Consider the following 13,129-nt stretch of genomic DNA (forward strand, 5'->3'; position numbering starts at 1 on the left):
CCTTCTTAAGCGTCAAGTTTGACGATCATGTGACGAAGAATGTCAGCGTTGATTTTTGAAAGACGGTCAAACTCTTTAAGAGCTGCATCGTTGTTTGCTTCAACGTTAACGATGTGGTAAAGTCCTTCACGGAAATCTTGGATTTCGTATGCAAGACGACGTTTTTCCCAGTCTTTTGATTCAACAACAGTTGCACCGTTGTCAGTCAAGATAGAGTCAAAGCGTGCTACCAAAGCGTTTTTAGCTTCTTCTTCAATGTTTGGACGAATAATATAAAGAATTTCGTATTTAGCCATTGATATGTTCCTCCTTTTGGTCTAATGACCCCAAGTCGCTGCAAGGGGTAAGTGAGGTTCACTCACAAATAATAATTATACTAGATTTCCTTGCAAATAGCAAGAATAAATTTCGCTTTTCTTTGAATGATCTGCCAAAGCATTTCATCAGCTAGATAAAGCATAGCATCCAGTGATTATTGCACCTGTTCAGCTCCTTCTTTTAAGCGGCCATAGAGCAGATAGGGAACGGATCTTAATTCTTGAAGGTTACGGCAGGACAAGGCGCACATCAATAGACCTAACTCTTCTTTCCAGCCGTTTACGATAGCAATGACCTCTTCGACTGGATGTTTTACAACCAAGTCTAACATAGTCCGAGATAGACCAACTGCCTTTGCACCCAGAACCAAGGCTTTAACCATGTCTAGAGGATGGCGAATGCCTCCACTAGCCAGCAGCTCCACCTTGTCCACCCAGTCCTGTGCTGCCAGCAAGGCTTGGCCTGTGGTCTGCCCCCAACCGTTGAGATAGTCTCGCTGACCGCTCCGCCGATTTTCAATATAGGCAAAACTCGTTCCACCACGACCAGAAATATCAAAGGTTGAAATACCTAATGCCTGAGCCTCCTCAATCGTCTTCCGATCCATACCAAAGCCCACTTCTTTGAGGACAAGGGGAACTGGAAAATCTTTTCCATAGGCTTCCAGATGCTGCTTCCAAGCTCTGAAAGTCCGCTCTCCCTCAGGCATTAGCAATTCTTGCATGACATTGACATGTAGCTGGAGAAACAAAGGTTTCAAATCCGACACCGTCTGCAAGCCTGCTGCTACTGGTTTATCAAGACCGATATTGCTGGCCAAGAGTAGGCTAGACTTATCCTTTGCCACAGCATAAGAATCATCATCTGGATTTTTCAGAGCGGCACTGTAAGAACCTGTCACAAAGAGGATGCCACAGGCCTCTGCCACCTTAGCTAGTTTTTCATTGATTTCTCGCCCTTTTGGACTTCCACCTGTCATAGCATTGATATAAAAGGGAAAATCCCAATCACGACCAGCGAAATGAGTTGATAAATCAATCTCGGCCAAATCATAGGCTGGCAAAGAGCAATGAATCAATTCTATATCATCAAAGCTATTGTAGCCAAGCGGCTGTTCTAGGGCGTAGTTGATATGATCATCTTTACGACTTTGGCTCATGAGCACCCATCCTTTCTTGGTAGAGTAATTCCAGACCAGCTTCTTGCCAGCGTTGGATCAAGGTTTGGCTATCTTCGGTAGCAAAAGACAGGGCGAAGCCACAGTCTCCACCACCAGCTCCACTGCTTTTAGCGACACAATCCAAGCCCTGACTCGCCTCTCTTAAGGCCTGTAATTTCTCCGTGTAAATCAGCGAACTGAGCCTATCTAAAAGCTGGCTGGCAGTCGATATGCTATCTTTTACAGCTGTCTTATCAGCAGACTCAAGGGCTTCTTTCAAGCAATCCACCTGAAGCTGGGTCTGATTCAGGAAATCTTCGTTCAAGCCCGACTTAACCTGCTTGACAAGGTCACTAGAAATAGCTGGTTCTCTCGTCCAGCCAACCAGAAAATCACAGGCCAAAGCCGGCTGGATGGGCTTGATTTCATAGTCCCAATCTTGCTCCAAAATCTCTAATAGACTTGTGTCAGCCAATCGCTGGCGGATTGCCATCCGGTCAAAAGAACGATAATAAACCAGTTGCTCATAAGCAATACAAGCCAGATCTCCCATGGAGCCATTATCCCCCCGCTTGAGAAGCACTACTGCAGCTAGTTTAAAGAGGAGGTCAGAGCTTAGTTTCAGCTGATAAAAGGCAGCCATAGCCTTGATCGTCAAGACAACCACGCTGCCACTAGAGCCCAGCCCAAACTTACGACCGTCTTTCCCCATTTTTCCCCTGATCGTCAGAGCAAAGGGGTGCAATGGGCGTTGCAGCAAGCTAAGATAGTCATGCATCAGCTGGATGGTCTCCTGAATCAAGGCATAGTCCGCATCTGGTGCTAGACTGGCTTTGTGGCTAAAGAGATCCGAATCCAGCTCATAGCTGTCCGCCACCTCAATCTCTGCCCGCATATAGATGGGAATATTCTTAATCAAAGCCGCATGACCAGGACTCAGAACAGCGTATTCTCCCGCTAGATAAAGCTTTCCGCAGGTCTGGACTTGCATCTTAGTTTTCATCAGGCAATTCCTTGGTTTTGGAGACAATCAAACGGTACTGATTCTCAAAGAGGGGCACCAAGTCTTCCAAGTCCTCTTCAAGACAGAGAACCTTGACATTAGGACCAGCGTCCATGGTGAAATAGCAACGATGCCCCTGGCTTCGGAGCTGGCGAACAAAGTCCATCGCAGCATAGCTTTCCTCTGTCAGATAAGTAAATGGAGGCGTAGCTGTCTCTGTCGTTGCATGCATCCGCAAGGCATTCTCCTCGGTCAACTGCCCAACTTTCTCAAAATCATTATCCTTTAGGTAGGCCATCATATCCTGATAATCCTGAGCTGACTGGTCAATCCAAGCTTGAAAATTTTTGGAAGTTTCAGCACAAACTTGCATACCGAGTCGACTAGAAATCGGCTTTTTCTCATCATGAAGCACCAACATAATCATGGCTAGCTTCAGGTCGGTTTGCGCAGGATAAATTGCTCCGCTATCCTTGTCCCATGCTGCCAAAGGACCAAAAAAGGAGCGGGCTGACGAACCTGAAGCAAACTTGGCCAACTGGGCCAGCTCCTCGGTACTGTAATGAGTTCCAAAATAAGCATCACAAGCCTTGACCAGAGCAGATAAGCCGCTGGAACTAGAGGATAAACCTGCCGCTGTAGGCATATTGTTACTGGTGTCAATCCGAACCCAATCATTTGGCTCCGTCCGAAAACGATCAATAATTCGACTGACTTTGGCATGCTCTTCTGGGCTTTGCAGTTGCCCGTCGATATAAAATTCATCGCCAGCAGCCTCAGCCGCAAGCGGACTTAACTGGGTTTGGGTGTACATGTTTTCTAAAGTCAAGGAAATACTGCTGGTAGCAGGAATCATCCGCTCGGCATCCGCCTTGCCCCAATACTTGACAATAGCAATATTGGCGTAAGACTTGACACTTACAGACTTTCTATCCATATATTGCTGGCTCCTTTCTCTCTCAAAAGACGGGCTAGATCTTCCGCCTCTTTCTTTTCTTTTATTAGCACAATTACACAGCCACCTAGGCCGCCGCCGCTCATTTTAGCTCCGAGAGCTCCATTTTCAAGCGCCTGCTCGACCAAGTCATCAGATAGCTGGCAGGAAACTCCCAACTGGGCCAGTTTGCCGTGCGCCTTGGTCATGGCCTGTCCCATCGTCAGCAAATCCTTGAGTTGGATCGCCTTTTCAACGATTTTTGTCAGATTTCCCAACTCCTGTAAAAGGGGCAGAGCCTCCTGACCCAAGCTTTCTACCTTTTTGATGGCTTCCCGCGTATGTCCGTGAATACCCGTATCCGCAATCAGCAGATAAGCGCCCAAATCTAGCTCAATTTCTGAAAATCCGACATTACGGATAAACTTGATAGCTACATCACTAAGGCAGGTCTTGGCATCTAGACCGCTAGGATTCATATGGGCAATCATCTCTGCCCGATTGGCCAGAATTTCCAGTGTCTCATGATCCAAGGCTTCTTCGAAGTAGTCAAAAACCGCACGAATGGCTGCAATGCTGACAGCAGCAGACGAACCCATGCCCCGTTTTTCTGGCACCATAGAATCCACTTGACAACGAATCTGAGCGCCTTGCTTCCCTAAGTGCTCCAGACAGGCAAATACAGCCATGGACAAGGTATCTTGCTCGTAGAGAGTCCAAGGCTTCTCAGAAGGGAATACCTGACAAGTCACTTCGATATTGTTGAGAGGCAAAGCCAAGGCTGGATAGCCATAGACCACCGAATGCTCCCCCATCAGAATAATCTTGCTATGTGCCCTGCCGACACCCTTCTCTTTCGTCATACTTTCTCTCTATTTCTTCCTTCTATCTTCTATATTTTAATATACTTTTGGAAAAAAAGCGATTTTTTCCTGTTTTGATCGGCCAAGGCAAGTCGAACAGTCAAAAACTCCAAGCAAGTGCCGGAGTTCTATCCTATTTCATCATCAGTGACTGGCCTTTAGCTTCGGTAGGGCGGCCACTACCACTCTTTCCTGATTAAATCCATCAGTTCATTGCGGTCTAAAATCCATTGGGCACGTTCATCCTTCTCATAGGTGCGATTGGACAGAAAGATTGCAGCTTTCTGCTCCGCCCGATTGTACATGATAAAAGTACCCGTATAGCCAGTATGATCCAGCCATTTCCCCTCCAAATTCCAAGCCAGACTGCGTGTCTTGCCCGGCTCTGAAGCAAAGTTTTGGCTCAATTTCTCTGCAAATTCATCCTGCAAATAATGCTCTAAAAAGATCTGCAAATCCTCAAGCGTTGAAAAAAGCCCGGCACTCCCAGCATGCTGGCCTAAGACACGCGCTTTGGGATCATGAACCACACCCGCTTTAACACCACGAACAGTCGGAACCGCAGAAGCTACTGGTCCAAAGCTAGTTTTCCGCATCGCCCATGGCTGAAAAATCTTTTCTGCAAATAACCTGTCCAAATCCTCCCCATAGATCTCCTCCAGCATAAAGCCCAGCAGGAGAAAGTTGACATCTGTATAATGGAAGGTTTTATCATCCCGCACTGTCAAGCTATTGAGAGCCGCCTTTAATTCTTGAGCATTGAGCTTGTCCCGATTGGGAATAAAGGGATCGAGCCCAGAAGTATGGGTCAAAAGCTGGCGCAGGGTCACCCGATCATCATGAAAGGCAGGATAATATCGCCGCAAAGGCGCATCTATATCCAAGTCACCACTCTGAAACAGAAATGCCACCAAGGTCCCTACTCCGACAACCTTGCTGACACTGGCTAGATCATAAACCAGACCTGCTCGCGTTACTGATTGATTGGCTGGGTCTGCCAAGCCCAGATAGAAACTCTGCCAGTGCCCATCTCGATAAAGAGACAAACTAGCCCCAGGATAAAGCCCCGCAGCAAGCTGCTGATCTATCTTTTCTAAAATCCGCTGGGTCATAGTTGCTCAAACCATAGTTCAATATTACTTTGATCTTGGCTGACCAAGAATTTTTTAGATTTAGGGACAAAAAACTCCTGTGTCGCAAAAATCGATGACAGTTGTTCCACATCAAAGTCCGCCACCAAACATTTGAGCATGGCCAAATCCCAAGTTTTCGTATTATCAGCTGTCAAATCTTCTCCTTGGGCTTCCTGTACATCTAGGAAATCCAAGACATTGCTTACTGGCTGATAGAAGTCCTTGACAGCCTGCAAATCTGGAGCACGAAGCTCGATCTTTTCCACTTCAAATTGACTCAAGCCGATAAAATCGTCCTGCACTTCAAATGCAGGAGTTTCTTGGACTGGTTGCAGACAAGTCAACTTCTCTTCCGCATGGAGCAAGATACGATCACCTTCTGGGGAAATCGCTTCAAAAGCATATCCTTTCTCCCCACGATACAAATTGTCAATTTGGATTCCTCGAGCCAGCAAAGCCTCAATTTCTGCCACTTTTGCCACCTTGATTACTAAGCGAGCCAATTTCTTTGCTCCTTTAACTCGACGAGAGCGCATGCTTGGAGATTCTTCTAAAACCAATCTTTCTGTTCTGGTTTGATCGCCCAAAGACAACTGGGCTCCTTCTTCTAATAGGGATTTCATCCCCAGCGTTTTAACATAGAAATCTTGATTTAGGTTCCGATTATTTACTTTTATTACTGGAACGATTCTTGCCACATGATTTACACTCATAACTTCCTCCGAACCATTTTATTGTAATAGATTTTCATATTTTTTACAAGAAATTATGCGCAATCCAACAATTTTCAGAACATTTCCACTATCCTAATTAAACAAGTCAAAAAGTATAAAATATATGGTAATTCCCCACTACTCAAAGGTTGACAAAAAAGAGGCTGGGACAAAAGTCCTAGCCTCTCAATTGTCTTTGGATTATCGAGCAAGACGCAGTGGTTGAGTGGGCTCTATTACGCTGATTTCATCAGCTTTTACAGCCCTACTCAACTGTGCGGAGGTGGGACAACGAAATCGAATTCTAACGAATTCCCCATTTCTGTCCCACTCTCTTCGATAGATATTATCCGTAAATTGCTTTAAACAAAGCTACTGCTGTGATACCTGCAAGAATTGGTGCCACAACTGGTACCCAAGAATACCACCATTTTGAATCACCCTTGTGTTCACCAAGGATTGATTTTGGCAAGATAAAGTGCAGGATACGAGGTCCAAGGTCACGGGCTGGGTTAAGACCTGGTCCAGTAGGGCCTCCAACTGAAGTTACCAAGGCCATAACAAGGAAACCAAGCGCCAAGTGAGCAACAGCAGATGATCCATTTGTTGCTTGTGCAAATGTATTATGAATCAGACTTTGAACATCCGATTCTGCTACTTTTTGACCAGCTTGAGCTGCTTGAAGAGCTTGTTGTTGTACATTCTTCTCGATAAGAACCTTCAATTCCGCACCGAAGTGAAGTTTAGTCATGCCCATCGCTGCAAAGAAAAGAACAAATGAACCAACAAACTCATTGATAAAGCCATTGATTGTTGCTGCTTTACGAGATTCAGCTGTTCCGTGATCTAGGCTTGAAATGGTTGAGAAAGTACCCAAGATATTGTTTGGATTTTCTGTTTTCAAGTAGTAAGGGCGGTGTGTCGCTACGACCAAAGCCTGTCCGAAGATAGCACCCAAAACTTGAGCAATAATATAAGGAGCTACCTGAGCCCATGGGAAGTAACCGCTAATTGCAAGCCCTAAAGTAAAAGCAGGGTTGATGTGGTTACCTGAGGTATTTCCAAACATCAGAGCTGGAATCATAACCCCCATACCGTAACCAACGGCAATGACTAACCAGCCACTTTGATGACCTTTAGTTCCTTTTAATTCAACATTGGCAACAGCACCATTCCCCAAAATAATAAGGATAGCTGTCCCTAAAAATTCCGTGGCATATTTAATAGCCCAACTGAAATCCATCTAATTTCTCCTTTAAAATTTTTTAGACAATCTATATTTTATCAAGTATAATGGATAATGTAAAGGTCATTTTAAACAAAAATAAGAAAAAGAGGGAAAAATATGCGCTTCAATCAGTATAGTTATCGCAAGACAAATCCAGACACCATGCGCCAAGAATTAGCCGACTTGGGCTTTGTTTATGAGCCGCACCTTTCTGATAAAGACAATCTCCAAAGCTTTCTACGACGCTGTTTCTTTCTCTATCAGGATACCGACTACTTGCTTCGAGCTTGGGCCGCTGATAGCGAAACTGACTTGTTGACCTTCTTCGAGTCAGACCGCGAACTAACAGCTGAGGTCTTCTATATGACTGCCTTTCAGCTCTTGGACTTTGTCCCTTTTGTTGATTTCACCGATCTTGAGAAATTCCGAACAGAAAGCGACTTCCCTATTGTCTACGGCAATCTGCTAGAAAACCTCTACCAGTTGCTCAACACTCGAACAAAGAATGGCAATTTGCTTGTTGATAAGCTGGTCAGCGAGGGATTGATTCCCGAGGAAAATACCCACCACTACTTCAACGGTAAGAGCTTGGCAACCTTTTCCAGCCATGATGCCATCCGTGAGGTGGTTTATGTTGAAAGCCGAGTTGATACTGATGGAGATGGCCTGCCAGATCTGGTCAAAGTTAGCATTATCCGTCCTCGTTACCAAGGGCAAATCCCTGCTGTCATGACCGCTTCTCCTTATCATCAGGGAACCAACGATCCGGCCAGCGACAAGGCTCTCCATGATATGAATGTGGACTTAGTAAAAAAAGAGCCACATCACATCACTGTACAAGATCCTGAGCTTAAATTGCTCCAACTGGATTCGACAACTCCTGCCCAAGAAGTCTCTGAAGCCGAGGAAAAATTAGGTCATATCGGCACCTACACCCTCAATGACTACTTGCTGCCCCGCGGCTTTGCTAATCTCTACGTGTCTGGCGTAGGAACTAAAGATTCTCAGGGCCTAATGACCAGCGGCGACTATCAGCAGATCGAGGCCTACAAGAATGTCATCGACTGGCTCAACGGCCGCTGCCGAGCCTTCACTGACCACACGCGCCAGCGGGAAATCAAGGCCACTTGGTCAAACGGCAAAGTCGCAACGACCGGCATTTCTTATCTGGGCACCATGTCCAACGGATTGGCAACGACTGGTGTAGATGGTTTGGAAGTCATTATCGCCGAAGCTGGGATTTCTTCTTGGTACAACTACTACCGCGAAAACGGTCTCGTCACTAGTCCCGGAGGTTACCCAGGAGAGGATTTTGAATCCCTGACTGAACTGACCTACTCCCGCAACCTGAGGGCTGGTGACTACCTGCGTCATAATGATGCTTATCAGCAGAGCCTAGAGCAACAGCGCAAAGACCTAGACCGGCAAACCGGAGATTACAATCAATTTTGGCATGACCGCAACTACCTGCTCCATACAGATAAGGTCAAAGCCGAAGTCGTCTTCACCCATGGCTCTCAAGACTGGAACGTTAAGCCTCTCCATGTCTATAATATGTTCCGAGCTCTGCCATCTCACATCAAAAAACACCTCTTCCTCCACAATGGAGCCCATGTTTACATGAACAACTGGCAGTCCATTGACTTCCGCGAAGCCATGAATGCCCTTCTCAGCAAGAAACTACTGGGCCATGCTTCAGACTTTGAACTACCGCCAGTCATCTGGCAGGACAACAGCCAAGCCCAAAACTGGCTGACTCTGGAGGACTTTGGTGGTCAGAAGAACTACGCTCATTTCCAACTAGGTAAAGGCACTCAAAAGATTCAAAATCAGTATTCAGAAGAAGACTACAATCGTTTTGCCAAAAACTACCAAAGCTTTAAAAACGAACTCTTTGACGGCAAGGGCAACCAGATTACTCTGGATTGGACTTTGGAAGAAGACCTCTTCCTCAACGGAGCCACCCAGCTCAAACTGCGCCTTAAATCCAGCACGGACAAGGGCCTGATTTCCGCCCAGCTACTGGACTTTGGACCAGCCAAACGTCTCACTCCAATTCCGACACCGCTTGAGCCTAGAGTCATGGACAATGGTCGCTACTATATGCTGGATAATCTACTTGAGCTGCCTTTTACTGAAACACCACACCGTGTCATCACCGAAGGCTTCCTCAACCTGCAAAATCGGACAGACTTGCTGACGGTCGAAGAAGTTGCCCCTGACCAATGGATGGAATGTAGCTTTGAGCTGCAACCAACTATCTACAAGATGAAAAAAGGCGACCAACTCCGCCTCGTCCTCTACACCACTGACTTCGAACACACCGTCCGTGATAAGACTGATTATCAGTTGACAATTGACCTAGAACAATCTAGTCTAGACTTGCCGACCATGACATCACTTTAATAAAACCTAAAAGACGCTGAAATTCAGCGCCTTTTTCTCTTATTTTAGATTGAAATATTTCTCCGCATATTTTTTATAATCTGGCTTTTCCTTGCGATGCATAGCAAAGAGCATACTACCTGTAAGATAGTCATCGTCTGAATCAGGAATTAGCATAATAGCAACATTTTTATCTTTCTCAGGAAAGACGATAGAAAATTTTTTGCCATTATCTTTCCGAGTCAGGCCATAATAACTCACCCCATTTTTAAAACCAATAGCATTTTGAGTATACTTATACTCTTCTTCGTTGACAATGATGGTCTTGTCTTTTATTTCAATTGTAGTTTGCTCACCTCTAACATCCTGAACATTCCATTTCCCCTGAATTTTAGGGCTGCCACTACAGCCGATTAAGATGAAGAGGGATGAGAGAACTACCAACAGCAAGCCTTTTATCTTCTTATTTTTCAAGTTGTCTTCTCCTTGGTATATAGATTCATGACCATTCTACTATAAATGCTAAATCTTTGTCAAACCTTCTAAAAATGTTCTTCTTGCCACTTTTCCAAAAAATGATATAATTGAAGAGTGAAGATTACCAAGGGGATCAGCCCTTGCGAGAGAAAGGAAAGAAAATCTTATGATGAATATGCAAAACATGATGAAGCAAGCCCAAAAACTTAAAAAAGAGATGGACATTGCTCAAGCAGAATTAGCCGCAACTGAATTTGTTGGAAAATCTAGCCAAGATTTAGTTGTAGCAACTCTTACTGGTGATAAAAAGGTTGTCAAAATTGACTTTCAGCCTGCTATCGTAGACCCAGAAGATATGGAAACTCTATCTGATTTGACTAGCCAAGCTATCAATGCTGCTATCGATCAAATCAACGAAGTAGCTAAACAAAAACTCAGCGCTTTCCAAAGTGGACTTTCTTTCTAATTCTGTTAAGTCCTTATAAAATTCAACTCCCAAAAAGATGGTTCATTCATCCTTTCGGGAGTTTTTTTGCGCAAAAAATTGGAGAAAAAGTCTCAGCATTTTCTCCAATATAAATCTTCTTAATGTCTAAAATGTCTCACTCCCGTGAAGATCATGGTCAAGCCATATTTGTCTGCTGCTTCAATGGATTCTTGGTCACGAACGGAGCCACCTGGCTGGATGATGGCTTTGATTCCTGCTTTGGCGATTTCTTCCACATTATCCGCAAATGGGAAGAAGGCATCGGAAGCGAGCACAGCGCCGTCAAGGCGGTCTTTGGCTTGTTCAATGGCAATGCGAACAGAAGCCACACGGTTGGTTTGACCTGGACCTACCCCAAGTATCATGTGGTCGTTGGTTACGATGATTCCGTTTGATTTGACGTACTTGATAGCCTTCCAAGCGAACTCAAGAGCAGTCGCTTCTGTCTCGGTTGGCTGGCGTTTGGTCACCACTTGCCAGTCAGCTGGGCTTTCTTTGACCACGTCTTGGTTTTGCACGAGAAGTCCACCTACTACACCTGTGTATTCTGCTTCCACTTCGCTAGCGTCTTGGGCATCAAATGGCAATTCTAGGATACGCAAGTTTTTCTTTTTATTGGTCAAAATGGCTAGCGCCTCATCCGTATAGCTTGGAGCGATGATGATTTCAAGGAAAACTCCGTGCATCTTCTCAGCAGTCGCAGCGTCCACTTCACGGTTAAGAACGACAATTCCACCGAAGATAGACACCGGATCAGACTCATAAGCGTAGTCCCAAGCAGTCTCGATGTCATCAGCCTGACCGATACCGCACGGATTCATGTGTTTGAGAGCTACAACGGTCGGACGGTCTTTGAAGTCACGGATGATACGGATAGCGGCATCAGCGTCACGGATATTGTTGAAGGATAATTCCTTACCGTTGAGCTGTTTTGCTGATGCAATGGAGTAATCTGTCGGCAAGGCTTTTTGGTAGAAATCCGCATCCTGCTGAGGATTTTCCCCGTAGCGCATAGCTTGTTTGAGGTCATAGGTCAAGGTCAGTTTTTCAGGCTTGCTTTCTCCCACTTGAGCTGTGAAATACTCTGCAATCAAGGCATCATAGGCCGCTGTGTGACGGAAAACCTTGGCTGCCAAACGTTGACGCGTTTCGTAACTTGTTTCGCCATTTGCTGCCAATTCGTCAAGCACCACTTCATAGTCAGCAGGATCTACTACAACTGTCACGCTGGCATGGTTCTTCGCTGCTGATCGAAGCATAGATGGCCCACCGATATCGATGTTTTCCACCGCGTCAGCGTAAGTCACGTCTGGTTTGAGAATCGTTTCCTTGAAAGGATAAAGATTGACAACTACAAGGTCGATGAGCTCGATCTTATTGTCCTTAGCTGCTTCTAGGTGACTATCCAAGTCACGACGAGCTAGGAGCCCACCGTGGATATTTGGATGAAGGGTCTTGACACGGCCGTCCATCATTTCTGGGAAACCAGTCACATCATCGATCGCAATGGTCTCCACCCCAGCATTATCAAGGGCAACCTTGGTCCCACCTGTCGAGATAATCTTCCAACCGAGTTTTTTAAGTTCTTGGGCAAATTCAACAATGCCCGCTTTGTCTGAGACGCTGATTAAGGCGCGTTTAGTCATGTTATTTCCTTTCATTGTATCAAGAGGTGCTTTCACATCATTTAAACCAAAGACTGGCGATTATAGTCTGTAAGCTGATTCCCAAGTTCTTTTAACAGTTTTCTGACCTCCAGCTTACTTGTCTCACTTTCATAAATACTTCGCAGTTCGGCGTCTGTTGCACCAATTAAGGTTACAAATTCCACTTTTCCATGCGGAGTATCTAGAGGCTTAGCTAGATTATCACGAGCAGTCAGAAAGCCTGTCAAATTAGATTTCTGTTGGGCATCAATTCCTACCGTTTGCTTGGTATAGATGTATTCTTCTGGCAAAACCACTTTACCCGTTTTAAAAATATATCTTGCCACATACTGTAGCAAACCACAGCCATTATTAATTTCTTCTTCGTCATTATCTGATTTCTTTAACTTAAACGTTAATTCAATCCCATAACCACTGTATTCAGGGTCTTTGCTTTCTTTGGTATATAATTCTGACAAGCCATAACTCACAAAATGCCAAAAATCTCTTGCATCATAAACACTGATGCCATCAAGCGGGTCTGGACCGCCTAGCATATACTTGATAACTGTTCCATAATGAAGAGGACTGGGCTGATCAGGGTATAAACGAATAAATTCTGCATCAATCGCTTCCCATCCTGGAGCGCTATCATCTGTATTTTCAACTTTAATAACAATCTTGTCTTCATCTTTCGTTGACTTCTCTTCATCAGAAGATTTCTTCTTAAAAAAATCAAACAACCCCATAAATTTCTCCTTAGCAGATGACTTTTAATCCTTG

The 13,129-nt window shown here is 45.0% G+C and carries 13 protein-coding genes; 2 read left to right on the forward strand and 11 right to left on the reverse strand.

What is annotated here, in order from left to right:
* Nucleotides 1-5 precede the first annotated feature (5 nt).
* From rpsF to gla, 8 genes are all read right to left on the reverse strand, one after another.
* Complete coding sequence (gene rpsF, locus I872_RS09020; protein ID WP_015605788.1) at nucleotides 6-296, reverse strand: 30S ribosomal protein S6; 291 nt, start codon at nucleotides 294-296, stop codon at nucleotides 6-8.
* Between the two features lie 176 nt (nucleotides 297-472).
* The gene (fni, locus tag I872_RS09025; protein WP_015605789.1) at nucleotides 473-1,477 is read right to left on the reverse strand and encodes a type 2 isopentenyl-diphosphate Delta-isomerase; all 1,005 of its coding nucleotides are present in this window, start codon (nucleotides 1,475-1,477) and stop codon (nucleotides 473-475) included.
* Nucleotides 1,461-2,480 (reverse strand): phosphomevalonate kinase, encoded by a 1,020-nt coding sequence (locus I872_RS09030; protein ID WP_015605790.1) that lies wholly within the window; start codon nucleotides 2,478-2,480, stop codon nucleotides 1,461-1,463. Before I872_RS09030 ends, fni begins: the two co-directional genes overlap by 17 nt.
* Nucleotides 2,470-3,417, reverse strand: a complete 948-nt coding sequence (gene mvaD, locus I872_RS09035) for a diphosphomevalonate decarboxylase (protein ID WP_015605791.1) — start codon at nucleotides 3,415-3,417, stop codon at nucleotides 2,470-2,472. The genes I872_RS09030 and mvaD overlap by 11 nt, the downstream gene beginning before the upstream one ends.
* Nucleotides 3,399-4,277, reverse strand: a complete 879-nt coding sequence (gene mvk, locus I872_RS09040; RefSeq protein WP_015605792.1) for a mevalonate kinase — start codon at nucleotides 4,275-4,277, stop codon at nucleotides 3,399-3,401. The genes mvaD and mvk overlap by 19 nt, the downstream gene beginning before the upstream one ends.
* Nucleotides 4,278-4,456: 179 nt before the next feature.
* Nucleotides 4,457-5,389 (reverse strand): serine hydrolase domain-containing protein, encoded by a 933-nt coding sequence (locus tag I872_RS09045; protein ID WP_015605793.1) that lies wholly within the window; start codon nucleotides 5,387-5,389, stop codon nucleotides 4,457-4,459.
* Nucleotides 5,386-6,123, reverse strand: coding sequence for a CppA N-terminal domain-containing protein (locus I872_RS09050; protein ID WP_015605794.1), 738 nt, complete (start codon nucleotides 6,121-6,123; stop codon nucleotides 5,386-5,388). The genes I872_RS09045 and I872_RS09050 overlap by 4 nt, the downstream gene beginning before the upstream one ends.
* A gap of 346 nt (nucleotides 6,124-6,469) precedes the next feature.
* Nucleotides 6,470-7,366: an aquaglyceroporin Gla gene (gene gla, locus I872_RS09055; RefSeq protein WP_015605795.1), complete on the reverse strand. Its 897-nt coding sequence runs from the start codon at nucleotides 7,364-7,366 to the stop codon at nucleotides 6,470-6,472.
* 102 nt (nucleotides 7,367-7,468) lie between these two features.
* Here gla and I872_RS09060 point away from each other — a divergent pair, with 102 nt between their 5' ends.
* Complete coding sequence (locus I872_RS09060) at nucleotides 7,469-9,757, forward strand: Xaa-Pro dipeptidyl-peptidase (protein WP_015605796.1); 2,289 nt, start codon at nucleotides 7,469-7,471, stop codon at nucleotides 9,755-9,757.
* A 39-nt stretch (nucleotides 9,758-9,796) separates the two neighbouring features.
* Here the strand turns inward: I872_RS09060 and I872_RS09065 are convergent, their stop codons facing one another.
* On the reverse strand, nucleotides 9,797-10,210 hold the full coding sequence (locus I872_RS09065) for a hypothetical protein (protein WP_015605797.1): 414 nt from the start codon (nucleotides 10,208-10,210) through the stop codon (nucleotides 9,797-9,799).
* Nucleotides 10,211-10,379: 169 nt separating this feature from the next.
* Between I872_RS09065 and I872_RS09070 the strand changes: the two genes are divergently transcribed.
* Entirely contained in the window at nucleotides 10,380-10,679 is a 300-nt protein-coding gene (locus I872_RS09070) for a YbaB/EbfC family nucleoid-associated protein (RefSeq protein ID WP_015605798.1), read from the forward strand.
* A 119-nt stretch (nucleotides 10,680-10,798) separates the two neighbouring features.
* Here the strand turns inward: I872_RS09070 and purH are convergent, their stop codons facing one another.
* Nucleotides 10,799-12,346 (reverse strand): bifunctional phosphoribosylaminoimidazolecarboxamide formyltransferase/IMP cyclohydrolase, encoded by a 1,548-nt coding sequence (gene purH / locus I872_RS09075; RefSeq protein ID WP_015605799.1) that lies wholly within the window; start codon nucleotides 12,344-12,346, stop codon nucleotides 10,799-10,801.
* A gap of 41 nt (nucleotides 12,347-12,387) precedes the next feature.
* Complete coding sequence (locus I872_RS09080) at nucleotides 12,388-13,095, reverse strand: suppressor of fused domain protein (protein ID WP_015605800.1); 708 nt, start codon at nucleotides 13,093-13,095, stop codon at nucleotides 12,388-12,390.
* Nucleotides 13,096-13,129: the final 34 nt, after the last annotated feature.

It is taken from the genome of Streptococcus cristatus AS 1.3089, from assembly GCF_000385925.1.
GTDB lineage: Bacteria > Bacillota > Bacilli > Lactobacillales > Streptococcaceae > Streptococcus > Streptococcus cristatus_B.

Coding starts and splice junctions, on each gene's coding strand:
- rpsF (WP_015605788.1), bottom strand. CDS start 296: ATGGCTAAATACGAAATTCTTTATATTATTCGTCCAAACATTGAAGAA.
- fni (WP_015605789.1), bottom strand. CDS start 1,477: ATGAGCCAAAGTCGTAAAGATGATCATATCAACTACGCCCTAGAACAG.
- I872_RS09030 (WP_015605790.1), bottom strand. CDS start 2,480: ATGAAAACTAAGATGCAAGTCCAGACCTGCGGAAAGCTTTATCTAGCG.
- mvaD (WP_015605791.1), bottom strand. CDS start 3,417: ATGGATAGAAAGTCTGTAAGTGTCAAGTCTTACGCCAATATTGCTATT.
- mvk (WP_015605792.1), bottom strand. CDS start 4,277: ATGACGAAAGAGAAGGGTGTCGGCAGGGCACATAGCAAGATTATTCTG.
- I872_RS09045 (WP_015605793.1), bottom strand. CDS start 5,389: ATGACCCAGCGGATTTTAGAAAAGATAGATCAGCAGCTTGCTGCGGGG.
- I872_RS09050 (WP_015605794.1), bottom strand. CDS start 6,123: ATGAGTGTAAATCATGTGGCAAGAATCGTTCCAGTAATAAAAGTAAAT.
- gla (WP_015605795.1), bottom strand. CDS start 7,366: ATGGATTTCAGTTGGGCTATTAAATATGCCACGGAATTTTTAGGGACA.
- I872_RS09060 (WP_015605796.1), top strand. CDS start 7,469: ATGCGCTTCAATCAGTATAGTTATCGCAAGACAAATCCAGACACCATG.
- I872_RS09070 (WP_015605798.1), top strand. CDS start 10,380: ATGATGAATATGCAAAACATGATGAAGCAAGCCCAAAAACTTAAAAAA.
- purH (WP_015605799.1), bottom strand. CDS start 12,346: ATGACTAAACGCGCCTTAATCAGCGTCTCAGACAAAGCGGGCATTGTT.
- I872_RS09080 (WP_015605800.1), bottom strand. CDS start 13,095: ATGGGGTTGTTTGATTTTTTTAAGAAGAAATCTTCTGATGAAGAGAAG.